Consider the following 24,122-nt stretch of genomic DNA (forward strand, 5'->3'; position numbering starts at 1 on the left):
CGCCGCCGGCTCCAAGATCCGCCACCCGGATTACCCGTTCAAGGCTGCATGACGGGGCACTAGCTACGTCTGGGATGCCGTACACGGACCTGTGTTCAGCAGGGCTGCCAAGGGTCGCTATCTAGAGCTGTTGACTCAGGTCTACCGAGACAAGTGCAACTACGCGCTCATGAGCAAGGCTGACAGGATGGCAATCCTCAGAGCATTAGACAGGCTCATTGAAGTGCTGGCAGACGTGATGTGTGGGAAGCCAGAGAGCTTTGACGTTGCCAAGCACGACCAGGAGGCAGAGCTGGTCTACGCGCCTCTAGACGATGATGAGACGTTCGTAGGGCACCAGGGCAACTACACCTGTGCAGAAGGGCACGAGCTGACAGCCAGGCTCGCTGTGAAGCCTCCTAAGCAGCTCGGCATGCCTCGTGTCTACGGCCATCGTCACTGCGCCTGCGGCAAGGGTCTGGCTCTGTCCGCAGCCTGAACCATCTTGGTCACGTATCCGGGGTCTAGTAGGAACGCTGTTAGGGCTTCCTGCACTAGGCCTCGGTACTTTTCTGTCTCAATAGGCTTGGTGTCCTGCTTGAAGGCTTCTCGCTCCGCTTTCCTGCGCTGGTAACGCTCTCTGTTGCAGACGCTATAAGCAGCCCTGCATTCCTCACAGCGACAACCCTTTTTGCTATACATGCCCTCACTGCCATGCTGAAGGGGCGTCCTTGCCACGCTGCCCTTAGAACGCCTCCGCGCAGTTTCATATTCTCTGCGCGCTAACCGGCAGTCGTCACAACGGCACTTGTAATGGCAATAGCCGCTGATGGTGCCGTGAGGAATCGACTTGCTCATATCTATTCTCCCAGAATCAGAAAGGCTCCCCTCGTGGTGAAGGGAGCCCTTGTCACTCGCTCATAATTCCTATGATCCGCTGCAACGCCTGGTAACCATCGTTTACCAACTCCTCAGGCGTAGGAGGCCTGACAGCGTGCGTGTGGTCACCAGGAGGCCAACGGCCAGGCATGTACCGAGGCTTAGCATCTCCCAGCGTCGTAATCTCGATTAGCTCAGGTTCAGCGCCACACTGCCAGCAGGTCAGCTCAGTCATCGTGCTCACCACTCGTCCATGCCATCGATTACCAAACCAAAGTCAACCTCAGACATCGTGCTCTGCGTCGCCTCTACCTGAGCTTCCTGCCTTTGCTTCTTGGCTACGGCAAACTCCTGGCGCTTCTGTCGCTCCGCAGGGCTGTTCCACTGCTGTACGCGCTGGTTGGTGCTGGTGCCGCATGGAGTAGAGCGCTTACGGGCAGGAGCAGCTTTAGGAGCGTTAGCGTGACGCGTGAACGGCACGTCACACAACCAATACTCATTATCGCCATGAACCCTCTTCTGCCTTTCCTTCAGAATCCAGCCCTTTTCACTCAGTTCCTTCAGGAGCCTCTTCACCGTAGACACTGACATGCCGGACTTCTCGGCAATCGTGTCTTGGTGTGGGAACGTAGCCTTAAATCCTCCCCAGTGGAACTTGATGATCGAATACAGTCCGTACGCTGGTGCGGATACCTCGCCTGTAGCTAGAGCCTGCATGAGAGCGTAGGGAACAATAACGAACTGCGATGACGCAGGATGACTAGTCTCGTTAGACATGATGCTATTCCTTCAATCTTAATCCTTGGTTCGGTTCCTCATCCCAGGGGCGGCAAGTTGTGAAGCCTGCCGCCCCTTTCACAAGGGATTAAGAGAGGAACCGCTAGAAGCCTATTCGCTTCATTCACTAAGTATAACGGCGAGATGATCATGGAAACTCCCGTCGTTACCAAAGCTTAATGCAGCACAAGATATTGGCTACGGTGCGTAATGCAGCACAAGATATGAATGGGGATTCCTGTAGACAGCCTCTCAATCAGGCGTAGTCGTCTGAGAGCCTTTCTAAGCCCTCTGAGAATCCCTACCCATACCCGTAGGCCTCAGAAGCCTCCTAGAGCCTTAGAATCGATCTGAGAGCCTTCTGCGGGCTGAATCCTGGCAGGGGCGCGGCGGCAAAAACTTGCGCTAGCCGCTAGGCCTCTTTAATCCCGCCAGGGGGCTAGATAGAGATAGTGCATCCTCCCTACCGAGGCTTTGCCTCGGGATCTCTCTTCCCTAACGAAGTTGAAAACCCGCACAAGCCGAGGAGCGTAGCGACGCAGGCGCATGTGCGCCTTGCTTCTTGCTGTGCAAGAAGGGGCTCTAGCCCCTATATAAGATCTTTTAAATCTAGGTTCTTATGACACAGCTCAGATCTAAGCTGAGCACACAGCTCAAATTTGGTATAAGAGCAGGTCAGAGCGTCGCAGGGAGGATGCTTTCAAATCCTGATGCGTCACCAGCGGGTATCAGCAGGTCAGAGGCATGACAAGGGGCTGGCAACCCCTGAGGATCACCAGCCCTGGTTGACGTAGCCCTACTGCATCTTGGCTCTGATCTTCTCGGCCAGGTCACCATGCCAGACCAGCCAGATATACGGTCCGCCAGTCTCGTGAGGGTCAAGCCTCATCTGCACACGCTTACCCTGAGTCATCGAGTGATTTTCTGGCAGGACGCCAGACCAAGTCTGCGTCTTACCGCCTCGGGACTCCTCGATCTCATCGGCAGGGATCTGATTCCAACCGCTCAGCTCAGCCCAGTAGGAATCAACGGCATCAGTCGAGCCAGAAGCAACCGGCGGGATGGTGAAGACACGTAGGCCAGCAGCCTTGAGGATTTCCCTACGCTCGCTGATATCTGCCTGATCCCACACCTGGCGGAACGTCTGACCAGTACCGCGCATCTCGACAGTCTGAGGACGCTCAGGCATGGAGGCTAGCCGGATGATGCGCTCTTGCAGCCGATCAATCCGAGGCTGATAGACCTGGCGCACAGCCGCAGGCTTGTCCTCAATCTCGTTAAGCAGGTAGTCAAGGGACTCCTGAGCCTGCCGCAACTCCTCTACGTGGCTCTCAGCGGGCAGGACAACCCTTTTCATCACTTCAAACTCACCAGCAGCCGCCAGGAACATGCTTTCTACAGTTCCCTCAAGCGCGTCAGCCCGCACAGAGGTAGCAGTGCAGTCGTTGCGCTTCTCAGCCTTCCCACGGCATCGGTAGTAAACGTGGCGGACCTTGGCTGTAGCCGCACCTGTAATCAGCCGGTAGCAGGGCTCGCCGCACTCAGCGCAGTACAGAAGGTTCAGCAGGAATGAGGATGTGGCAGAGCGCGTCTTGAGCCGTGAATTCTGGTCAAGCCTGACCTGTAGGTTGTCCCAGTCTTCCCGAGACACGATGGCCTCAGCCCGCTTAACCGGCCGATCCTCAGCGTCAAGGATTACCTGACCGTTCTTCTCGGCAATCCCGAGGATCGTTTTAGACCGGAGGATCGGAATCAGCGCGGTTGTCTTCCAGCGGTGACCCTGGCTCGGCTTGCCGACCTGGCTGCGGTAGTGATCGCTAGGTGTCGGGATTCCTCTGGCGTTGAAGTCCTGGCATATGGCGTTCATCGACTCGCCCTTCAGGATGCGCCGCACCATCTCCCGCACACGCTCAGAGGACTCAGGATCAACCGCTAGGACGTAGCCCTTACCAGACGAGTGCTTCTGCGGCAGGTACCCGTACGGAGGCGTACCGCCGTGCCAACGGCCCTCCTCGCGAGCCAACTGCTGCGATCCCTGGTTGCGCTCCTGAATCCAATCGCGCTCCATCTCAGCGAACATGGCAAGCAGGTTGGCTAGGGCACGTCCCCACTTGTCACCCGTGTTGATCGGCTCGCTGGCAGAGGCAACCACCTTGCCGTGCCTGTTAGCCCAGTCGATGAGTTGCACGAAGTGCAGGAGCTTGCGGCTGAGCCGATCGACCTTGGCACCAACGATCACGTCAAACTCATCGGCCTGCTCACGTAGCCAGGTGCCGAGCTGCGGACGCTCAAAGGGATCAACAGCGCCAGACACGTCAAGATCCTCAGCAAAGCCGATCAAGGTGTGTCTGTGCAGGTCACACCACTTCTTGATGTCGTCTCGCTGCCGCTCAGGGCTGGTGCTCTCGTCAGTCTCACGGCTCAGCCGGATCACTCCCAGTACGCGCATGCCAGGGAGGCTACACCAGTTGTGTTAGTCTCACCGCTACGAGATCTCGTGCCGGGTCACGGTGGCCGCGCCGGCGGCGGCGCAGAGCTCGGCGGCGAGCCGCTGCTGACTCCAGCCGCGGGCCAGCCGCAGCTGGGCGATCAGCGGCCCGAGCAGGCGCGGGTCGGGCGGGGTCATCGGTCCTCCGGTCGGGCGTCGGCGCGGCGACGCCGGCCGCCCCGCGGGACGGGACCGGCGCGCCGTCGGTCGGTGCTGACCCCCGCGCGTGCCCCCGGACGCCGGCCCCGACCGGCGCCACCCGCGCTGGCTCCTTCCTACCCCGGGGGTACGACGTCGCGTCGGACCCGCCGTGCGGCGCCGGGCCGAGCGGCCCACCGTTCGACGACCGCCGTCGATGCCGCGATGGGAAGATCGTGGGTCGGCGGGCCGCCGCCCGCTAGAGTCGGGTCGTGGCGCTCGGTCTTCCCTCCGTCCTCCCCAATCCCCAGCCGGCGATCGGGGAGCTGATCCGTGAGCGCCAGCCGACCTTCTCGTTCGAGTTCTTCCCGCCCAAGACGGCCGAGGGTGAGCGGCTGCTCTGGCAGGCCATCCGGGAGCTGGAGTCGCTGCGCCCCTCGTTCGTGTCCATCACCTACGGCGCGGGCGGGTCGACCCGGGACACCACGGTGGCGGTGACCGAGCGGATCGCCACCGAGACCACCCTGCTGCCGATGGCCCACCTGACCGCGGTCAACCACTCGGTCGCCGAGCTGCGCAACGTCATCGGCCGGCTGGCCGGCGTCGGGGTGCGCAACGTGCTCGCCGTGCGCGGCGACCCGCCGGGCGACCCCGGCGGCGAGTGGGTCCGCCACCCGGAGGGCGTGCTCTACGCCGAGGAACTGGTCCGGCTGGTCCGCGACGCCGGCGACTTCAGCGTCGGCGTGGCCGCCTTCCCGTACAAGCACCCGCGCTCGACGGACGTGGCCAGCGACACGGCGTACTTCGTCCGCAAGTGCCGGGCCGGCGCCGAGTTCGCGATCACCCAGATGTTCTTCGACGCCGACGACTACCTGCGGCTGCGGGACCGGGTCGCCGCCGCCGGCTGCGACACCCCGATCCTGGCCGGCGTGATGCCGGTGACCCAGATCGGCACCATCGAGCGGTCCGTGCAGCTGTCCGGGGCGCCGTTCCCGCCCGCCCTCGCCGAGCGCTTCGAGCGGGTGGCCGACGACCCGGAGGCGGTGCGTCGGCTCGGCATCGAGCAGGCCAGCGAGATGTGCGCCAGGCTGCTGGACGAGGGGGTGCCGGGGATCCACTTCATCACCCTCAACCGGTCCACCGCCACCCGGGAGGTCTGGCGCAGTCTCCAGGCCGGCGCCCGGGTGTGAACGCGGGCACCCCGCCACCTGAACCACGCCGCGACGGTTGAGGAGATGGTGGGCACACAGCTGAAGTGGGACGACTACGCGACCGCCTGGGCGCGGCTGCACGGCGGTTTCGACCCGCGTGCCGCCGCGCCGGTGGTCCGGGCCTGGCTGCGCTTCGCCTACCACGTGGGATACATCCTGGGCCGGCTCCGGATCACCCCGACCGCGGTGACCGTCGCCGGCGTGCTGCTCTGCCTCTGCGTGCCGCTGTTCTCCGTACGGTCGGTGGACGGGCCGATCCTGGGCGCGCTGTTCGTGCTGCTCGCCTCGGTGGCGGACAGTGTCGACGGGGCGGTGGCGGTGGCGACCAACCGGACCACCCGCCTGGGCTACGTCTACGACTCGCTCGCCGACCGGCTCGGTGAGATCGCCTGGCTGGCCGCGTTCTGGCTGGTCGGCGCGCCGGGCGCGCTGGTCGTCGCCGGCGGCGCGCTGTCCTGGCTGCACGAGTACGTCCGGGCCCGCGCGGTCGCCGCCGGGATGCGCGACATCGGCGCGGTGACCGTGGGGGAGCGCCCGACCCGGGTCTGCGTGGCCCTGGTGGGGCTGCTGCTGGCCGGCCTGACCGGCCTGATCGATCCGGACCTGGCCGCCGGCACCATCACCATGGCCGCCGCCGTCTGGGTGCTGCTGGCCGGGTTCGGCCTGGGGCAGTTGCTGTCGACCGTGCGCCGCGCCCTGGTCGACGCCGGCTGACGGCGGCCTACCAGGCCGGGCCGATCTCCTCGGCGACGATCTGCGCGGAGAGGGTCACCATCGGCAGGCCGCCGCCGGGGTGGCTGGAGCCGCCGACCAGCCAGAGCCCGTGGGCCGGGCCCCGGTTGGCCGGGCGCAGCAGCCCGCCCGCGGTGCCGTAGATCGTGCCGCCCGGCGCGCCGGTCGCCGCGTCCAGGTCGGCCGGGGTACGCACCTCCCGGAACGCCAGCCGGTCGCGGACGTCGACGCCCCGCTCGGCGAGCACGTCGAGGATCCGGTCGGCGTACGCCTCGGCCAGCCCCGGCCGGCGCCAGTCCACCGCGCCGGCGGCGGTGCCGTGGCGGGCGGCGTTGACCAGCACGAACCACGACTCGTGCCCGTCCGGGCGGACCATCGGGTCGTCGGCGACGGTGACGAAGACGGTCGGGTCGGCCGCCGGCCGGGCCCGTACGCCCCGCCCCGGGTCGCCGAAGACCGCGTCGAACTCGGCGTCGTAGTCGCGTGGGAAGAACACGTTGTGGTGGGCCAGCCCGGAGTCGCCGCGTACCCCGAGCAGCAGCACGAAGCCGGCCAGGCTGCGATCGGTCAGCCCGGCCAGCCGGCGCGGGCTGGGCAGCAGGTCCCGGTAGAGGGTGAGCGCGTCGGTGTTGGCCACCACCACGTCGGCGGGGACGGGCGCGGCGGCGCCGGCGAGGCGTACCCCGTGCACCCGGCCGCCCGCGGCGTCGATCCGGGTGACCGTGGCACCGGTCTGCACGACCACGCCGAGGTCCAGGCAGCGCGACAGCAGCGCGTCGGCCAGGGTGCCCAGCCCGCCGCGCAGGTACCAGCCGCCGAAGGTCAGCTCGGCGTAGGGGACGGCGACCAGCGCGGCCGGGGCGCGGCGCGGGTCGGCGCCGGTGTAGGTGGCGTACCGGTCGAGCAGCATCCGCAGCCGCGGGTCGGACAGCTGCGACCGGCCCAGCCCGCGCAGGCTGCGGCCGGGACCGATGGCGGCCAGGTCGCCCAGTCGCCAGGCCAGCGCGGCGAGGTCGCGCGGCGAGCCGACGGCCCGGCGCAGGATGTCCCGGTGCGAGGCTTCCCAGACCCGGGCGGCCCGGCGCCACAGCCGCTGCCAGTCGGCGGCCGCCCGGTCGCCGAGGGCCGCGCCGATCCGGGCGGCGAACTCGGCCGGGTCGGCGCAGGAGTCCAGCGCCGGCCCGCCGCCGGGGAAGACGTGCCGCACGATCGGGTCCAGCGGCACCAGGTCGAGGTACTCGTCGAGCTTGGCCCCGGTGGCCTCGAACAGGTCGTGGAAGACCTGGGGCAGGGTGAACAGGCTGGGGCCGGTGTCGAAGTGGAACGAGCCGGCCGGGGTGTGGTGCGCGTACCGGCCGAGCTTGCCGCCGACGTGGTCGGCGCGTTCGAAGACGGTGACCTCGTGCCCGGTGACGGCCAACCGGGCGGCGGCGGCCAGGCCGCCCACCCCGGCGCCGACGACCACGATCCGCGCCATGCCGCGTCCTCCTAGCTGACCGGGCGGCCCCGCCAGGACAGACGTCGCCGCTTCCGCAGATGGTACGACCGCAGAGTCAGCCAACCGAGGACCACGACCGACACGGGGTGTGCCAGCGCGTCGGGCCAGGCCCGCCCAGCGGTGGCCCGGGCGCTGAGCACCCGCCCGGCGACCCCGAGCAGGTAGCCGGCGGTGGCGAGCGCGGCCACCACCGGCGCGCCGGCAACCAGCGCCGCGACGGCGACCAGCGGGGGAGCGGTGTAGAGCAGGAGCAGCAGGGCCACCGCGACCGCCGCCGTGGCCGGGTGACCGAAGGAGGCCCAGAGCGACTTGGTGTAGCCGTCGCGCAGCTGCGGCCAGTCGGAGTACATCCGGCAGGCGGCCAACCGGGAGCCGTCGGCGAGGGCGATCCGCCCGCCGGAGCGCTTGACCGCCCGGGCCAGCTCGATGTCCTCCAGCACCTTGTCGGCCACCGCGGCGTGCCCGCCGGCCCGGTCGTAGCCGGCCCGGTCCACCACCAGGAACTGCCCGCCGGCGGCGGCCAGCGACGGCCGCGGCGAGCGTTCCATCGCGCGCAGCGGCAGGAAGGTCAGCCACAACCACTGCAGCAGCGGCTGCACCAGCCGGTCGGCCGCCGTCCGCACCACGATCCGGGGGTACGCCGACAGCAGCGTCGCCCCGGCGGCGCGCAGCTCGGTGACCGCCGCCGCGACCGCGTACGGGGTGAGCACCACGTCGGCGTCGACGAAGGCGAGCGCGGTGGCCTCCGGGTCGGCCCGGCCGGCGAGCTGGTGGCAGGCGTGCGGCTTGCCCAGCCAGCCCGGCGGCGGGGTGACCCCGGTGAGCATGGTGACCCGGGGATCGTCGCCGGCCACCGCGCGGACCACGTCGGCGGTCCCGTCGGTGGACCCGTCGTCCAGCACCACGATCCGCAGCCGCGGCACCCCCCGCTGGGCGAGCAGCGACCGCAGGCAGGGCGTGAGCCGGGCCGCCTCGTCGCGCAGCGGCAGCAGCACCGCCACCGGCTCGGTGACCTCGACCGGGCCGCCGGCGGGGCGGCGCAGCCGGCGGCCCGCGTTGACCCCGGTGTGCGCGGTCAGCGCGGCGAGCGCGAGGACCAGGGCGAGGACCGCCGCGCTCATGCGGTGGCGTCGACGCCGGGACGGGCCGGTCGGCGGGGTGCCCGCCGGTCGTCGCCGTGCCGGCGGGCGCGGACCAGCGTGACCGCCAGCGGCACCGCCGCCACCGCCATGCCGGCCGCGCCCCAGGCCGCCGAGGCGGGCAGGTCGAGGAAGACCGCGTGGGCCAGCACGCTGGAGAAGTACGTCCACAGGTAGAGCGCGAACATCGGGTCGTCCCGGGAGTCGGTGACCGCGACGGACGGCCCGGCCAGCGGGCGCAGCGCGCTCATCAGCAGCACCGCGAAGAGCAACCAGCCCAGGTAGTTGCTGATCGGGATGCCGGGCAGCCCGGGCAGGGCCGGGTCGGCGTCGCGCCACACCCAGTAGCCCTCGGCCACCATCTGCGGGTCGAGGAAGAGGTCCCAGGCGGCCAGCCCGACGGCGGCCAGCGCGATCCGCCCGGGCCCGGACGAGGTCAGCCGGACGGCGGCCAGCCAGGCGGGCCACGCCATCCAGGTCCAGGCCAGCGGGATGATCAGCGGCACCCCGGCCAGCTTCGGACCGAGTTCGCCGGAGTAGTCGTAGCTGCCGAACGGGAAGCCGGTGGCGACCCCGAGGGCCTCGATCGCGAAGCCGCCGCCGGTGGCCACCGCGACCAGCGCCCCCGCCGTACGCGGGCCGCGGCGCAGCAGGGCGTGGCCGACCGAGAGCAGGTAGCCCAGCAGCACGGTGGCCACGGTCAGCCGGGCCCGGGTCGTGCCGGTGGTGAGCGGGTAGCAGATCTGGGCGAGGACTCCGACGGCCAGCAACGCCCAGGGGGCTCGCCGTCGGATCACGGCGCGCCGGGGCCGGACCGGACGGTGGCGGCCGGGTCGGCGACGGCCAGCGGCAGGTCCCGGCCGAGCACGCCGAAGGGCCGCTCGTCGCCGGGGAAGTGGAAGTGCCGCAGCACGTCGACGAAGCCGAACCGCCGGTACAGCCGCCAGGCCCGCGAGGCCTGCTCGTCGGCTTCGGGAGTGGAGAGCAGGGTGGTGGCGCCCTCGGCGAGCGTGAGCAGGGCGGTCAACTGTCGGGTGCCCAGGCCGTGCCCCTGCGCCGGTGGCCGGACGTGCAGTTCCACCACCTCGAAGCAGTCGGTCAGCCAGCGCCGGCGGGCCGCCGGGTCCAGTGCCCGGTGCACCTGGTCGTGCCACCACTGCCCGGGCGCGCCCAGGTAGCCGTACCCGAAGCCGGCCAGCCGGCCGTCGGTGGTGAGGCTGGCGACGGCGCGGAAGCCGGGGCGGCGCACGTGGGTGGCGATGTAGCCGCGGCGGGCCTCCAGCAGGTCGGCGCGGTAGTTCATCGCCTCCCCGTAGACGGTGACCACGTCGTCCAGCCGCCGGACGAGATCGTCCGGCGTCCACCGCACCAACCTCATGCTGAGCCTCTCCTCGTTCGCGACTGCGGGGCTCGCAACACCGGCTCACTCCTCGCGCTCACGTGGTCCCTGCACCGTTGCCGCGTCGCCGTCGGCGACCCACCCCAGCACCGTCCGGTCGCCGACCACGTCGCGCACCTCGAACCGCGCGAAGAGCTCCTCCGCGTACCACCCCTCGGTGGGGGTGCGGCTGATCGCGGCGCGGTGCTCCGGGTGACGGTACGCGAACGCCACGAGGTCCGCCGGATCGCGCCACACGCTGACCGTGCCCTGCCAGCCCAGCGGGGCCTCGCCGACGCCGAACCGGGCGAGCAGCCCGGGCGCGGCGTGCAGCGCGGCGGCCACCGGGGGGATCGCCGTCCAGAAGGTGGCCGCCCGGCGGGGCCGCAGCCGGGCCCGGGTGAGTGCCAGCACCGGTCCGCCGACCCGGCCGCCGGGCGGGTCACCGAACGGGCGCACGCCGGACCACTCGCCCCGGCTGCTCACCGGGCGCAGGTCGACCCGGACGGCGGCCCGGGCGATCCGGGCCCAGGCCCGGCCGACCGGGGAGATGTCGAAGCCGTCGGCGGCGGCGGGGGAGTCCCAGACGGTCAGCGCCGCCCACCGGGTCAGGTCGGCGTCGCCGGGCCCGAAGCCGGTGCCGGTCCCGGTGCCCAGCAGCTTGCCGAACCGTACGCCGGGGGTGGCGCGCAGCCGGCGCGGGTCGAGCGCCATCCGGGTGAGCGCCCGGGGCAGCGCGGCCCGGGAGACCCGCCACACGTGCAGGGTGACCAGGTCGGGAACGGTGCCGCCGGCAGTCGCCCCGCCGGGCTCGCTCACGCCACCTCGGTCGGGATGCCGGCGGTGATCCGGAGCAGGTCAGCGTACGTGCTGGGGAAGACCGCCTGGGGCACCCCGCCGGCCGCCCAGATCTCGGCGTACTCCTGCAGGGCGATGTCGACCAGGGTGCGCAGCGGGCGCGGGTGGCCCACCGGGGCGACCCCGCCGATCACCTGGCCGGTGTGTTCCCGGACGAACTCCGGGGTGGCCCGGCGCAGCCGGGTGACCCCCAGCCGGGCGGCCAGCTCGGCGGTGTCCACCCGGTGCGCGCCGGAGGTCAGCACCAGCAGGGGTTCGCCGTCGGCCTCGAAGACCAACGAGTTGGCGATGGCACCGGCGTCGACGCCGAGCGCCGCGGCGGCCGCGGCCGCGGTGTGGACCGCCTCGGGCAGCAGACGGACCAGGCTGGGCGCGCCCGCGCTGTCGCGCGCGCCCGCGCCGTCCAGGGCCGCCTGCACCGCCTGCACGTTCGGGTGTGGCTGCATGCCCCCATTCTTCCCGGTACGCCCCGGCCGGGTGGGGCCGGTTGGGTCCGGTCGGCGTGGCGGGTGTCGTGCGCGGCGGCGACAGCCGGCCGGTCCGGCCGGTCCGGCCGGTCCGGCCGATGTGGCGGGTGTCGGGGCGGCGGGCGACGGCGCCCCGGTCACCGTCACACGGCGTCACCCGGGCTTCCGGCAGGCCGCACCCCCGTTCGTCCTTATGCTCTGCTGCCCCGGACGCGACAGGCACTCGGTGTCACTGTGGCGTCGGCGGCAGCAGAGCAACGTCACCCACCGTGAGCCCCTACCGCCCCGGCCAGCCGATCGCGCGTGCCCGCCCCGCCCCGGCCAGCCGGTGGCGGTGGTGGCGCCCTGCCGGCGGGTCGACCACCAGCGCCTCGTGCCCGTCCAGGGTGGCCAGCCGGTCCCGCGCGTCCGCGCCTCGGGCGAGCGCGGCGGTGGCGTACACGCCGGACGCCACACGTTGCGTTTTCGTCGGAGGGAGGGTGTACTGTCAGAGCAGTTAGAACGAGTGTTCGATTGAGTCGTACGCCCGTTCCAACGCCCGGGAGCGGTGTTTCGCGGCTCCGGCTTCCGGGAGAGGTGCGGTTTCGCGGACCGCACCGGGTTCCGGGCAGTCGCGAGCCCGGTCCCGTCAAGGCAGGATCGTCGTTCGCCGCCCACGACCCCCGGGCGGCGGACGACGAACCCGCCGGTTCGCCGGCCGGGTGTGGTGTGGGGAAGCGTCCACACCCGGCCGGCCCCCATCCGGTGCGTCTTCCTCCGCACCACCCGCTCCGGGCGCCCGCCGACGGATCCCTTCCGCCGCGCGTCGCGCCCGCCCCGGTCACGCGGAGGAGACAGTCATGCCGACCAACCCGGCCCAGGCACCGACGGTGCCCGCGCACGTGCTGCCGCACCGCACCCCGGCCCAGCTCCTCGCGGTGGCCCGGATCGGGCTCAGCGAGGCCGCCCAGACCCGCCCCGACGGGCTGCGCTACGCCGCCGCCCACCTCGCCGCGCTGCGCGCGGCCGCGGCCCTGCTCGCCGCCCGCGCCCGCCCCGCCCCCGCCCGCCGCCACCGGATCACCAGCGTCTGGGTCCTGCTCTCCACGGTCGCCCCCGAACTCGACGAGTGGTCCGTCTACTTCGCCGCCGGCGCCGGCAAGCGGGCCGCCGCCGAGGCGGGGATACCCCGCGTGGTGAGCGCCCGGGAGGCCGACGACCTGCTCCGGGCCGCCGAGCAGTTCGTCTCGGTGGTGGAGACCGCGCTCGGCCTGGCCCACCAACCGACCCTCGACGGCCTCGCCGCCTGACCCGGCACCGCCCGGGTTCCCCCGCCGGGCACATCCGGCGTCCCATCCGACAAGCGACACCTGATCCAGCAGAAACACGACGGGGGGTTGGTCCCATGGCGGGCCGCATGGTGGTCGGTTCCGCCGCACTGGCCGATCTGGTGCGCCCGGCGAGCGCGCCGGATCCGGCCGGCGGCCACCGGGTGCTCCCGGTGGCGCCCGAGCTGACCGGCCTGCTGCCCAACCGCGGGCTGCGCCGGGGCAGCACCATCGCGATCTCCGCCGGCCAACCCCGACGCAGCGGCGGCACCTCCCTGGTCCTGGCGCTGCTCGCCGAGGCGTCCCGGGCCGGCTCCTGGTGCGCGGTGGTCGGGGTGCCGACCTTCGGGGCCGGCGCGGCCGCCGAGATCGGGATCGCGCTGGACCGGCTCGCCCTGGTGCCCGACCCCGGCCCGGAGTGGCCCACCGTCGTCGCGGCGCTGATCGACGGGGTCGACGTGGTGGTGACCGCCGTGCCACAGACCGTCTCCGCCTCGGTCGCCAACCGGCTCGCCGCCCGGGCCCGGCAGCGCGGCAGCGTGCTCGTCCCGTACGGCCGGTGGGACGGCGCGGACGTCACCCTCCAGGTGGTCCGCGGGGTCTGGGAGGGGCTGGGGTCGGGCCGGGGCCGGCTACGCCGTCGCGAGGTGACCGTGTCGGCGCGCGGGCGCGGCGCGGCCGCCCGCCCCAAGGAGATCAAGGTCTGGCTGCCCGGTGACGGGCTCACCCGGGTCATCCCCCGGCCGGCGACCGGGGGCGGCGTCGGCCGCTCCCGGCGTGGCGCGCTCACCGTGGTCGGGTCCGCGTGACCGGCACGCCGGTGCGCACCCTGCTGCTCTGGTGTCCGGACTGGCCGGTCATCGCCGCCGAGATCGTCGACGGGGTGCCCGCCACCGGCCCGGTCGCCGTGCTGCACGCCAACCGGGTGGTGGCCTGCTCCGAGCAGGCCCGCGCCGAGGGGGTGCGGCGGGGCCTGCGCCGGCGGGAGGCGCAGGGGCGCTGCCCGCAGCTGACCGTCGTCGACCACGACCCGGGGCGGGACGCCCGCGCCTTCGAACCGGTGGTCGCCGCCGTCGAGGAGGTCGTCGCCGGCGTCGAGGTGGTACGCCCCGGCGCCTGCGCGGTGGCCGCCCGGGGCCCCAGCCGCTACCTCGGCGGTGAGGAGGCGGCCGCCGAACGGATCGTCGAGCAGGTGGCCCAGGCCTGCGCGGTGGAGAGCCAGGTCGGCATCGCCGACGGGGTCTTCGCCGCCGGGCTGGCCGCGCGCGCCGGCCGGGTCGTACCCCCGGGCGGGACGCCGGAGTTCCTGACCGGGTTGCCGGTCGAGGCGCTCGGCCGTCCCGCGCTGGCCGACCTGCTGCGCCGGCTCGGCGTGCGTACCCTCGGCGACTTCGCGGCGCTGCCCGCCGGCGACGTGCTGGCCCGGTTCGGCCTCGACGGGGCGCTGGCCCACCGGCTCGCCGCCGGGCGGGACGACCGCCCGCTGGCCGTCCGGCAGCCCCCGGTCGACCTGGCGGTGACCGCCGACCACGACGAGCCGCTCGACCGGGTCGACGCGGCCGCCTTCGCCACCCGCGCGCTCGCCGAGCGGCTGCACGACCGGCTCGCCGCGCACGGGCTGGCCTGCACCCGGCTCGGCATCGAGGCGGTCACCGCGCACGGGCAGGAGCTGCACCGGGTCTGGCGGCACGACGGCCTGCTCACCGCCGCGGCCATCGCCGACCGGGTCCGGTGGCAGCTCGACGGCTGGCTCTCCGGCAGCACCGGCCGGGCCGGCGCCCGCCCGGCCCGGCCGACCGCCGGGATCGTCCGGCTGCGGCTGGTCCCCGACGGGGTGCTGGCCCAGGCGGGGCTGCAACCCGGCCTGTGGGGGGAGACCGGCGAGGAGCGGGAGCGGGCGCACCGGGCGTTGAGCCGGGTGCAGGGCATCCTCGGCCCGGAGTCGGTGGTCACCGCCGTGCTCGGCGGCGGTCGTTCCCCGGCCGACCAGACCCACCTGGTCCCCTGGGGCGACGAACGGCTCCCCGCCCGCCCCGGCCCGCCGGCACTGCCCGGCGAGCCGGCCCTCGGCACCGACCGGGCCGTCGGTGGCCCCGCCGGCGCGGGCCCCGCCGCCGGTGGGTCCGCTGCCGGTCCCGCCGCCGGTGGGTCCGCTGCCGGCGTCGGCCGGAGCGGCGGCGGGGGGAGCGCCGTCCCGCCGTGGCCGGGCCGGCTGCCGCCGCCCGCACCGGCCGTGGTGCTGCCCACCCCGCTCGCCGCGACCGTGCACGACGCCGCCGGCGAGCCGGTCGTGGTCAGCGCGCGCCTGGCGGTGAGCGCCGCGCCGGCCCGGCTGGCCGTCGGCACGGCCCGACCGGTCGAGATCGTCGGCTGGGCCGGCCCGTGGCCCGTGGACGAGCGCTGGTGGGCGCCGGCCGAGGCCCGGCGCCGGGCCCGGTTCCAGGTCTGCCTGGCCGACGGCGCCGCCCTGCTGCTGGCGGTGGAGGCCGGCCAGTGGCTGGTGGAGGCGATCTATGACTGAGCCGGTCCCGTCCGGTCCGGGGCGGTTCCCTCGCGGAGCCGGCGCGCCCGACCGGTCGGTCCGCTCCGGGTCGGAGGCGGCTGCCCCGGTGGAGCCGGCCGTCGGGACCCGGTCGCCTGCGGGGGCGGCCTGATGAGCTTCCACAACCCCAAGCTGCCCTGGTCAGAGCTGGAACGGGTGCTCTCCGGGCGACCCGGCGGCGGGTCGGGCGGCGGGTCGGGCGGCGGCGGGCGGCCGCGGGGTGGGCGGTCGCGCGAGGAGCGGCACCTGCACGTGGTCGACCCGCTCGCGGTCGACGCCGACGGCGGCGACGCCCCGGCCTGGAGCCGCAAGCGCCAGCAGTACGAGGCGCCCGAGCTGCCCCACCCGGACGGCACGGTGCCGTACGCCGAGCTGCACGCGCACACCAACTTCAGCTTCCTCGACGGCGCCAGCCATCCCGAGGAGCTGGCCGAGGAGGCCGCCCGGCTGGGGCTCACCGCGCTCGCCGTCACCGACCACGACGGCTTCTACGGCGTGGTCCGCTTCGCCGAGGCGGCGCGCGCGCTGCACCTGCCGACGATCTTCGGCGCCGAGCTCTCCCTCGGGCTTCCGGGCCCGCAGAACGGCGAGCCCGACCCGCACGGCGCGCACCTGCTGGTGCTCGCCCACGGCCACGAGGGGTACGCCCGGCTGGCCACCACCATCGCCCGCGCCCAGCTGCGCGGCGGGGAGAAGGGCCGCCCGGTCTACGGCGAGCTGGAGGAGGTCGCCGCCGAGCTGCGCGACCACGTGCTGGTGCTGACCGGCTGCCGCAAGGGGCACGTGCCGGGCGCGCTGCTCACCGAGGGCGTCGACGCGGCGGCCCGCGCGCTGGACCGGCTCACCGCCCTCTTCGGCGCCGAGACGGTGGCGGTGGAGCTGACCGACCACGGCCACCCGGTCGACGCCGACCGCAACGACGCCCTCGCCGAGCTGGCCGCCACCGCCGGGCTGCCCACGGTGGCCACCAACAACGTGCACTACGCGACCCCGGCCCGGCGCCGGCTCGCCACCACCCTGGCCGCCGTCCGGGCCCGGCGCAGCCTGGACGAGATCGACGGCTGGCTGCCCGCCGCCGCCACCGCGCACCTGCGCAGCGGGGCGGAGATGGCGGCGCGGTTCGCCGCGTACCCGGGCTCGGTGGCCCGGGCCGCGGAGTTCGGCGCCGAGCTGGCCTTCGACCTCCAGCTCGTCGCGCCGCAGCTGCCGGCGTACCCGGTGCCGCCGGGGCACACCGAGATGAGCTGGCTGCGGCACCTGACGATGCAGGGCGCCCGGGAACGCTACGGCCCGCCCGAGGCGCACCCGGAGGCGTACGCGCAGCTGGAGCACGAGCTGAAGATGATCGAGGAGCTGGGCTTCCCCGGCTACTTCCTGGTGGTCTACGACATCGTCACGTTCTGCCGCGAGCAGGACATCTACTGCCAGGGCCGGGGCTCGGCGGCCAACTCGGCGGTCTGCTACGCGCTACGGATCACCAACGTGGACGCGGTCCGGCACCGGCTGCTCTTCGAGCGCTTCCTCGCCCCGGAACGCGACGGCCCGCCCGACATCGACGTGGACATCGAGTCCGACCGCCGGGAGGAGGTGATCCAGCACGTCTACACCCGGTACGGCCGGGAGCACACCGCGCAGGTCGCCAACGTCATCTCGTACCGGCCCCGCTCGGCGGTGCGGGACGTGGCCAAGGCGTTCGGCTTCTCACCCGGTCAGCAGGACGCCTGGAGCAAGCAGATCGACCGGTGGGGCTCGGTGGCGTCGGTCGACGTCGAGGACATCCCCGAGCAGGTGGTCGCGTACGCCAACGAGCTGCAGACGTTCCCCCGGCACCTGGGCATCCACTCCGGCGGCATGGTGATCTGCGACCGGCCGGTGATCGAGGTGTGCCCGGTGGAGTGGGGCCGGATGCCCGGCCGCAGCGTGCTCCAGTGGGACAAGGACGACTGCGCCGCCGTCGGCCTGGTCAAGTTCGACCTGCTCGGCCTGGGCATGCTCTCCGCGCTGCACTACGGCTACGACATGATCGGGATGACCCTCGACCTGGGCGACATGACGCTGGACGACCCCGAGGTCTACGACATGCTCTGCCGGGCCGACTCGGTCGGGGTGTTCCAGGTGGAGAGCCGCGCCCAGATGGCCACCCTGCCCCGGCTCAAGCCCCGCCAGTTCTACGACCTGGTGGTCGAGGTGGCGCTGATCCGGCCCGGCCCGATCCAGGGCGGCTCGGTGCACCCGTACATCCGGCGCAAGAACGGCCAGGAGCCGGTGACCTTCGCGCACCCGCTGATGCGCAACGCGCTGGAGAAGACCCTCGGCGTGCCGCTGTTCCAGGAGCAGCTCATGCAGCTCGCCATCGACCTGGCCGGCTTCGACGCGGCCGGGGCCGACCAGCTGCGCCGGGCGATGGGGTCCAAGCGCTCGGTGGAGCGGATGGCGCAGATCGCCGACCGGCTCTACGCCGGGATGGCCGAGCGGGGCATCACCGGCGAACTGGCCGACGACGTCTACCGCAAGCTCACCGCGTTCGCCAGCTACGGCTTCCCGGAGAGCCACGCGATGAGCTTCGCGTACCTGGTCTACGCCAGCTCCTGGCTCAAGCGCTACCACCCGGGGCCGTTCCTGGCCGCGCTGCTCAACGCCCAGCCGATGGGCTTCTACTCGCCGCAGACCCTGGTCGACGACGCCCGCCGGCACGGCGTGGAGGTACGCCGGCCGGACATCAACGCCAGCGGGGCCAAGGCGGTGCTGGAGTCGACGCCGGAGACCCGGTGGGGGAGCCAGCCGGGGGAGCCGCCGCACGCCTGGGGGCTGGGCGGGCCGGCGGTCCGGCTCGGGCTCGGCAGCGTGCGTACCCTCGGCGAGGACGTGGCCGAGCGGATCGAGGCGGAGCGGGCGGCGCACGGGCCGTACCGGGACATGCCGGATCTGTCCCGGCGGGTCGGGCTCACCGCCGCGCAGCTGGAGGCGCTGGCCACCGCGGACGCCTTCGCCTGCTTCGGGCTGACCCGGCGGCAGGCGCTCTGGGCCGCCGGCGCCGCGGCCCAGGACCGGCCGGGCCGGCTGCCCGGCACGGTGACCGGGACGGCCGCGCCCACCCTGCCCGGGATGGAGGCGGTGGACCGGCTGGTCGCCGACGTCTGGGCGACCGGGCTGTCCCCGGAGAGCCACCCGGCCCGGTTCATCCGCGACCGGCTCGACGCCCTCGGCGCGGTGCCGATCGCCCGGCTCGGCCGGGTGGAGCCGGGCCGGCGGATCCGGGTCGGCGGGATCGTCACCCACCGGCAGCGGCCGGCGACCGCCGGCGGGGTCACCTTCCTCAACCTGGAGGACGAGACGGGGATGCTCAATGTCACTTGCTCCCCGGGGCTGTGGCAGCGCTACCGTCGAATCGCCCGCACCAGCGGCGCGCTGGTGGTGCGGGGCCGGTTGCAGCGGCACGAGGGCGTCGTCAGCCTCACCGCGGACCGGCTGGACGCGATCGAGCCGCCCGTCACGCCGGCGTCCCGGGATTTCCGTTGAGTGGAGTGATCCACATTACGGTTTCCCGGCCCCGGAGGCGGGAGACTCCCGGCACGGGTGGGCAGAGTGGCCCACCCGGGTATGGGGGAAGAACCGATGACCTTTCACAGCACGTACCCCGGTGGCGTGGCGAACGCCCGACGGACCCGGCTGGGCACCGGCTGGGCGCCCACCCACGAGGTGGAGCCGCGGGAATACCAGGTGACCGACGGGCCGGTGGCCAACGCCCAGCGGTCCCGCGCGGAGGAGGACCCCGCCGCCGGCGGCGAGTCCTGACCGGCGCGGTACCGCCTGCGGGGGTCCGGTGGCGCGGGTGACTAGGCTCGACCGGGTGGAGCAGACCACCCGAGGCCGGTTCACCGGGCCGCCGTTGACCCCCCGTACCGCTGTCATCTGGTCGGTCCTCGCCGCCGAGCTGGACCGACGTGCCGGCGCCGAGCTGACCGTGCTCGACGTCGGCGGTGGGACCGGCGGCTTCGCCGTCCCGCTCGCCCAGGCCGGGCACCGGGTCACGGTGGTCGACGCCAGCCCCGACGCGCTCGCCGCGCTGACCCGCCGGGCCGCCGAGGCCGGGGTCGCCGCCCGGGTACGCGCCGTGCAGGGCGACGGCGACGCCCTGGCCGGGCTGGTCGAACCGGCCGGCGCCGACCTGGTGCTCTGCCACTCCGTGCTGGAGGTGGTCGACGACCCGACGCCGGTGGTCACCGCGCTGGCCGCCGCGCTGCGACCCGGAGGTGCGGCCAGCGTGCTGGTCGCCGGCCGGGCCGCCGCCGTGCTGACCCGGGCGATGAACGGCCACCTGGACGTCGCCGCCGCGCTCGCCGCCGCCCCGGACGGCTCCGCCGGGCCGCGCGACACCCTGCGCCGGCGCTTCGACGCCGACGGCGCCGCCGCGCTGCTGCGCGCCGCCGGGCTCACCGTCGAGGAGATCCACGGGGTACGCGTCCTCGCCGACCTGCTCCCCGCCGCCGTGGCCGACGGCCAGCCGGGCAGCCTGGTCGAGCTGGAACGGGCCCTCGCCGCCCGGTCGCCGTACCGGGACCTCGCCGCCCAGCTGCACCTGTTCGCCCGCCGGCCGGCATGACGGCATGACCTCCGCCGTACCGCCCGATCCGCTGGACGTCGTGGCGCCCCGCTACGGCGGCGGCAGCCTCGCCGACGTGGTGCCCAGCGCGCTGGCGGTGCTCGGCGTGCCCGGCGCGGTCGACCTGCTCGGGCTCACCCCCCGGCTGGCCGGGGTGCGGCGGATCGCCGTGCTCCTGGTCGACGGGCTCGGCTGGTACCAGATCCCGACGGCCGCGCCGTACGCGCCGACCCTGGCCGGGCTGGCCGCCACCGTCGGTCGGCCGCTGACCTCGGGTTTTCCCTCCACCACCCCGACCAGCCTGGTCAGCTTCGGCGCGGGCGTCGCGCCCGGGCCGCACGGGGTGCTCGGCTTCACCGTCCGGGTGCCCGGCACCGACCGGGTGCTCAACCACATCGAGTGGGCCGGTGACCCGGAGCCGCTGACCTGGCAGCCGGTCCGTACCCAGTGGGAGCGGGCCCGGGCGGCCGGCGTCGCGGTGACCGTGGTCAGCCGCCCCGAGTTCGCCGGCAGCGGGTTGACCCTGGCCGCCAACCGGGGCGGCGACTACCGGGGCGCCGCCGGGGTGGACGCCCTGGCGGCGACGATGCTCGCCGCGCTCGCCGCCGGCCCCGGGCCGACCCTGGTCTCCGGCTACCACCCCGACCTGGACCGGCACGGTCACCTCACCGGCGTCGACTCCGCGTCCTGGCGGATCGCCGCCGCCGAGGTGGACGCGCTGCTCGCCCGGCTCGTCGACGGGCTGCCGCCGGACGCCGCGCTGCTGGTCACCGCCGACCACGGGCAGCTCGACGTGCCCGCCGCGCACCGCTTCGACCTGGACACCGACTACCGGCTGCGGGCCGGGGTGCGGGTCGTCGCCGGGGAGCCGCGGGTGCGCTACCTGCACGTCGAGCCGGGCGCCGTCGACGACGTGGTGGCCGCCTGGTCGGCGGTGCTCGGCCCGGCCGCCCGGGTGGAGACCCGGGCGGAGGCGGTGGCCGCCGGGCGGTTCGGCCCGGTGCCGGCGGAGCACCTGCGGCGCGTCGGCGACGTCGTGGTGACCTGCCACGGCACGTACGCCGTGCTGGCCAGCCGCTCGGAGCCGCCGGCGGTGTCCCGGTTGGTGGCGTACCACGGGGCGGACACGGCGGCGGAGCTGACCATCCCGCTGCTGGTGGTGCGGGGCTGACCGGTCGCGCTGTCGTACCGGCGGGCTAACCTGCGGCAATGGGTCGGAGCCAGTCGTTGCCGCGCGGTGGTGGTGACCCGCGTTTCGGTCCCGGCGCCGACGACTCCGGCAGCCCGATCCTGCACGTCGACATGGACGCCTTCTTCGCCTCGGTGGAGGTGCGTCGTCGCCCCGAGCTGCGCGGCCGGCCCGTGGTGGTCGGTGGCATCGGGCCGCGCGGCGTGGTCAGCTCCGCCAGCTACGAGGCCCGGCGGTACGGCGTCCGCAGCGCCATGCCCACCATGCGCGCCCGGGCGCTCTGTCCGCACGCGGTCTACCTCCCGCCCGACTTCGCGCAGTACACGGCCGCCTCCCGGGCGGTCATGCAGATCTTCCGGGACGTCACCCCGCTGGTCGAGCCGCTCTCCCTGGACGAGGCGTTCCTCGACGTGGCCGGCGCCCGGCGGCTGTTCGGGCCGCCGGCCGAGATCGCCCGCCGGATCCGCGAACGGGTGGCGGCCGAGCAGGAGCTGACCTGTTCCGTCGGGGTGGCCCCGACCAAGTTCGTGGCCAAGCTCGGCTCCACCCGGGCCAAGCCGGACGGCCTGCTCGTGGTGCCGGCCGACCGGGTGCTGGAGTTCCTGCACCCGCTGCCGGTCGGCGCGCTCTGGGGGGTGGGGGAGCGCTCCGCCGAGACGCTGCGCCGGCTGGGCCTGAACACCATCGGCGACCTGGCCGAGGCGCCGTACGGCATGCTCCGCAAGGCGGTCGGCGAGGCGTCCGCGAGCCACCTGCACGAGCTTGCCTCGGGGCGCGACCCGCGCACGGTCAGCCCCGAGCACGTGGAGAAGTCGATCGGCGCCGAGACGACCTTCGACGCCGACGTCGCCGACCCGGTGGAGATCCGCCGCACCCTGCTCGCCCTCAGCGACAAGGTCGGCGCCCGGCTGCGCCGGGCCGGGCAGGTCGGCCGGACGGTGTCGCTCAAGGTGCGGCTGGCCGACTTCCGCACGGTCAACCGGTCCCGCACCCTCGGCGTGTCCACCGACACCGCGCGGGAGATCTTCGACACCGCCTGGGCGCTCTACACCGTTCTCGACCCCGCCGAGCGCGTCCGCCTGGTCGGCGTACGGGTGGAGGGGCTGGCCGGGGTGACGGAGACGCCACAGCAGTTGACCCTCGGTGCGCCCGAGCGCGGCTGGCGGGAGGCGGAAGCTGCCGCCGACGCCGCGGCTGCCCGTTTCGGGCGGTCCGTCATAGGTCCGGCCAGTCTGCTCGGCAAGCGTGATACCCGTCGAGGCGAAAATCCGACCCGGCCGTAGGTCGTCCCGCTTTCCGACCCGCGAGCCCCCTCGTAGACTTGACGGCAAGCAGCCGGTTGGCTGCCACGGTCTGTCGGCCCGACCGGGCCGACCAACGTGACCGGGGAGGAGTGCCGTGCCGCTCTCGGAGCACGAGCAGCGGCTGTTCGAGCAGATCGAGCGGTCGCTTGCCGAGGACCCCAAATTCGCCTCGGCCGTGCGCGCCAGCGACCCGCGTTTCCACGCGCGGCGTCGCCTGCTCGTCGCTGCCGGCGTGGTCGTCGTCGGCCTGGCCCTGTTGGTCTACGGCGCGGTGATCAAGACTCCGCCGCTGGCAGTGGCGGGCTTCGTCGTCATGCTGGCCGCGCTGGGCTACGCGGTGCAGTCGCATCGCCGGTCGCAGTCACCCGACCTGCACGTGGTGGGTGGCACGACGAGTCGCCGTCGTCCGCGCGGGCGCGCGGGTGGTCGACGGCCGTCGCTGCTGGACCGCATGGAGGACCGGTGGCGGCAGCGTCCGGAGGGACATCGCTGAACGCTCACCGCCCCTGAGGCGGGCGGGCGTCGCCACGACGGTGGGTGCCGGACGGGTCCGGCCACCTCCGTCGTTTCCGCACGTCCGACCCCGGCCCCGGTCCGAGCCCCGGCCCCGGTCCGAGCCCCGGCCCCGGTCCGAGCCCCGGCCCCGGTCCGAGCCCCAGCCCCGGTCCGAGCCCCAGCCCCGGCCCCCGGGTCCGAGCCCCGGCCTCGTTGCCGGAGGCAATCCACCTTCTCGGTCATGATCGACTCGGCGTCGCCGACGTGGCGGCGTCCGAAGGCGCGCCATGCCGCCATGTCGCCGACATGGCGCGACCCCACAGACGGCAGCCGAGATTGACGCCGCGGCATCACCCCGGCACGCCGAGGTGTCCTCACGCACGTTCAGAGAAAGCGTGACTATCCGGCGAAGAATAGCCACGCCTTCTCTGAAAGTGCTCGTGCCGGGGCGGGGTGCTCGGGGGCGGGACGGGCCCCGGGCACGTGGCCGGGCGGAAAGGGTGGGTCAGGCGCGGCGGGTGGAGCGGTTGGCGAGCAGGCGGCGCGGGTTCCAGCGCAGCAACCGTGAGCGGGTTCGGCCGCCGCTGGCCACCAGCCGGGAGGACGAGTCCGCCACCGCCAGTCGCCAGCGCAGCAGCACCGACGGCGGCAGCACGGTCGCCAGGAACCGGGTGCGCCGATCCGACCGGGCGGCGAGGGCGCCCCGCACCGTCGTCAACGCCGGGTGCAACGGCTCGCCGGTGAGCGGGTCACGGGCGTACCGGGCCCGCTCCTCCGCCCGGCCGAGCAGCCGTACCGCCGCCGCGGACGCGGTGTCGTCGGCGACGGCCTCGCGGGCCAGCCGCTCGGCGGTGGCCCGGGGGGTCTCCGTCTGGTCCACGCGTACCCGGTAGTCGACCAGCGTGTCCAGCAGCTCCTCCCAGGCCGCGTGCGCGTCGGCGCGGGCCCGGTCGTGATCCGCGCCGAGCACGACCATGCCGGGCGCGTCGGCGCCCGCCCCGCCCGCGCCGTCCGGGCCGCCGGCGACGGCGGCGACCGCCCGGGCCGGCCGGCCGGGGCGGCGACGCCGCAGCGCCATCCGCCCCCCGGGCGGCAGGCAGAGCAGGGCGATCAGCGCCAGCACGGCGCCCGCCGTCCC

Annotated in this window: 21 protein-coding genes and 3 pseudogenes; 13 read left to right on the plus strand and 11 right to left on the minus strand. The window is 73.4% G+C overall.

Features of this window, described 5'->3' with window-relative positions; genetic code table 11:
• Positions 1–130: 130 nt before the first annotated feature.
• Positions 131–478: a hypothetical protein gene (locus V6U89_RS29675; protein WP_334576529.1), complete on the plus strand. Its 348-nt coding sequence runs from the start codon at positions 131–133 to the stop codon at positions 476–478.
• A 620-nt stretch (positions 479–1,098) separates the two neighbouring features.
• Here V6U89_RS29675 and V6U89_RS29680 read toward each other — a convergent pair.
• The 3 genes from V6U89_RS29680 to V6U89_RS29690 form a co-directional block, all read right to left on the minus strand.
• A complete protein-coding gene (locus tag V6U89_RS29680; protein WP_334576531.1) occupies positions 1,099–1,635 on the minus strand; it encodes a helix-turn-helix domain-containing protein in 537 nt (178 codons plus the stop codon).
• A gap of 796 nt (positions 1,636–2,431) precedes the next feature.
• A complete protein-coding gene (locus tag V6U89_RS29685; protein WP_334576533.1) occupies positions 2,432–4,084 on the minus strand; it encodes a recombinase family protein in 1,653 nt (550 codons plus the stop codon).
• A gap of 36 nt (positions 4,085–4,120) precedes the next feature.
• Positions 4,121–4,261 carry a hypothetical protein gene (locus tag V6U89_RS29690; protein ID WP_334576538.1) on the minus strand — a complete coding sequence of 47 codons (141 nt, stop codon included), beginning with the start codon at positions 4,259–4,261 and terminating at the stop codon, positions 4,121–4,123.
• Between the two features lie 272 nt (positions 4,262–4,533).
• On the opposite strand from V6U89_RS29690, the gene metF reads away from it, so the two are divergent.
• Together metF and V6U89_RS29700 are read left to right on the plus strand one after the other, a co-directional pair.
• On the plus strand, positions 4,534–5,451 hold the full coding sequence (gene metF, locus V6U89_RS29695) for a methylenetetrahydrofolate reductase [NAD(P)H] (protein WP_334576541.1): 918 nt from the start codon (positions 4,534–4,536) through the stop codon (positions 5,449–5,451).
• Between the two features lie 45 nt (positions 5,452–5,496).
• Complete coding sequence (locus tag V6U89_RS29700; protein ID WP_334576544.1) at positions 5,497–6,186, plus strand: CDP-alcohol phosphatidyltransferase family protein; 690 nt, start codon at positions 5,497–5,499, stop codon at positions 6,184–6,186.
• A 7-nt stretch (positions 6,187–6,193) separates the two neighbouring features.
• Here the strand turns inward: V6U89_RS29700 and V6U89_RS29705 are convergent, their stop codons facing one another.
• The 7 genes from V6U89_RS29705 to V6U89_RS29735 all read right to left on the minus strand — a co-directional run bounded on the left by V6U89_RS29705 (position 6,194) and on the right by V6U89_RS29735 (position 11,998).
• On the minus strand, positions 6,194–7,681 hold the full coding sequence (locus V6U89_RS29705) for a phytoene desaturase family protein (RefSeq protein WP_334576547.1): 1,488 nt from the start codon (positions 7,679–7,681) through the stop codon (positions 6,194–6,196).
• Between the two features lie 11 nt (positions 7,682–7,692).
• The gene (locus tag V6U89_RS29710; RefSeq protein WP_334576550.1) at positions 7,693–8,823 is read right to left on the minus strand and encodes a glycosyltransferase; all 1,131 of its coding nucleotides are present in this window, start codon (positions 8,821–8,823) and stop codon (positions 7,693–7,695) included.
• Entirely contained in the window at positions 8,820–9,635 is an 816-nt protein-coding gene (locus tag V6U89_RS29715; protein WP_442934002.1) for a carotenoid biosynthesis protein, read from the minus strand. The genes V6U89_RS29710 and V6U89_RS29715 overlap by 4 nt, the downstream gene beginning before the upstream one ends.
• Entirely contained in the window at positions 9,635–10,219 is a 585-nt protein-coding gene (locus V6U89_RS29720) for a GNAT family N-acetyltransferase (RefSeq protein WP_334576553.1), read from the minus strand. Before V6U89_RS29720 ends, V6U89_RS29715 begins: the two co-directional genes overlap by 1 nt.
• A gap of 45 nt (positions 10,220–10,264) precedes the next feature.
• The gene (locus V6U89_RS29725; protein WP_334576555.1) at positions 10,265–11,038 is read right to left on the minus strand and encodes a monooxygenase; all 774 of its coding nucleotides are present in this window, start codon (positions 11,036–11,038) and stop codon (positions 10,265–10,267) included.
• Positions 11,035–11,523 carry a YbaK/EbsC family protein gene (locus V6U89_RS29730; protein ID WP_334576557.1) on the minus strand — a complete coding sequence of 163 codons (489 nt, stop codon included), beginning with the start codon at positions 11,521–11,523 and terminating at the stop codon, positions 11,035–11,037. The genes V6U89_RS29725 and V6U89_RS29730 overlap by 4 nt, the downstream gene beginning before the upstream one ends.
• A gap of 298 nt (positions 11,524–11,821) precedes the next feature.
• Complete coding sequence (locus V6U89_RS29735) at positions 11,822–11,998, minus strand: hypothetical protein (RefSeq protein WP_334576561.1); 177 nt, start codon at positions 11,996–11,998, stop codon at positions 11,822–11,824.
• A gap of 385 nt (positions 11,999–12,383) precedes the next feature.
• Between V6U89_RS29735 and V6U89_RS29740 the strand changes: the two genes are divergently transcribed.
• The 10 genes and pseudogenes from V6U89_RS29740 (at position 12,384) to V6U89_RS29780 (ending at position 22,982) form a co-directional block, all read left to right on the plus strand.
• Positions 12,384–12,833 (plus strand): SAV_6107 family HEPN domain-containing protein, encoded by a 450-nt coding sequence (locus V6U89_RS29740; RefSeq protein WP_334576564.1) that lies wholly within the window; start codon positions 12,384–12,386, stop codon positions 12,831–12,833.
• A 95-nt stretch (positions 12,834–12,928) separates the two neighbouring features.
• The gene (locus V6U89_RS29745; protein ID WP_334576568.1) at positions 12,929–13,660 is read left to right on the plus strand and encodes a hypothetical protein; all 732 of its coding nucleotides are present in this window, start codon (positions 12,929–12,931) and stop codon (positions 13,658–13,660) included.
• Positions 13,657–14,913, plus strand: a pseudogene (locus tag V6U89_RS29750) (DNA polymerase Y family protein); the annotation flags it as partial. The gene V6U89_RS29745 and the pseudogene V6U89_RS29750, both read left to right, overlap by 4 nt.
• A gap of 126 nt (positions 14,914–15,039) precedes the next feature.
• Positions 15,040–15,372 (plus strand): annotated as a pseudogene (locus V6U89_RS30325) (DNA polymerase Y family protein); the annotation flags it as partial.
• A gap of 132 nt (positions 15,373–15,504) precedes the next feature.
• Positions 15,505–18,912 carry an error-prone DNA polymerase gene (locus V6U89_RS29755; protein ID WP_334576572.1) on the plus strand — a complete coding sequence of 1,136 codons (3,408 nt, stop codon included), beginning with the start codon at positions 15,505–15,507 and terminating at the stop codon, positions 18,910–18,912.
• A gap of 96 nt (positions 18,913–19,008) precedes the next feature.
• Positions 19,009–19,188, plus strand: a complete 180-nt coding sequence (locus V6U89_RS29760) for a hypothetical protein (protein ID WP_334576574.1) — start codon at positions 19,009–19,011, stop codon at positions 19,186–19,188.
• A gap of 37 nt (positions 19,189–19,225) precedes the next feature.
• On the plus strand, positions 19,226–19,996 hold the full coding sequence (locus tag V6U89_RS29765; protein WP_334576576.1) for a class I SAM-dependent methyltransferase: 771 nt from the start codon (positions 19,226–19,228) through the stop codon (positions 19,994–19,996).
• A gap of 4 nt (positions 19,997–20,000) precedes the next feature.
• Positions 20,001–21,167, plus strand: coding sequence for an alkaline phosphatase family protein (locus V6U89_RS29770; protein ID WP_334576578.1), 1,167 nt, complete (start codon positions 20,001–20,003; stop codon positions 21,165–21,167).
• A 38-nt stretch (positions 21,168–21,205) separates the two neighbouring features.
• Complete coding sequence (locus V6U89_RS29775; RefSeq protein WP_334576580.1) at positions 21,206–22,468, plus strand: DNA polymerase IV; 1,263 nt, start codon at positions 21,206–21,208, stop codon at positions 22,466–22,468.
• A gap of 115 nt (positions 22,469–22,583) precedes the next feature.
• Positions 22,584–22,982: a DUF3040 domain-containing protein gene (locus V6U89_RS29780; RefSeq protein ID WP_088961106.1), complete on the plus strand. Its 399-nt coding sequence runs from the start codon at positions 22,584–22,586 to the stop codon at positions 22,980–22,982.
• A 507-nt stretch (positions 22,983–23,489) separates the two neighbouring features.
• Here the strand turns inward: V6U89_RS29780 and V6U89_RS29785 are convergent.
• Positions 23,490–24,122: pseudogene (locus V6U89_RS29785) on the minus strand (transglutaminase domain-containing protein); the annotation flags it as partial.

The organism is Micromonospora sp. CPCC 206171, from assembly GCF_036906755.1.
GTDB lineage: Bacteria > Actinomycetota > Actinomycetes > Mycobacteriales > Micromonosporaceae > Micromonospora > Micromonospora purpureochromogenes.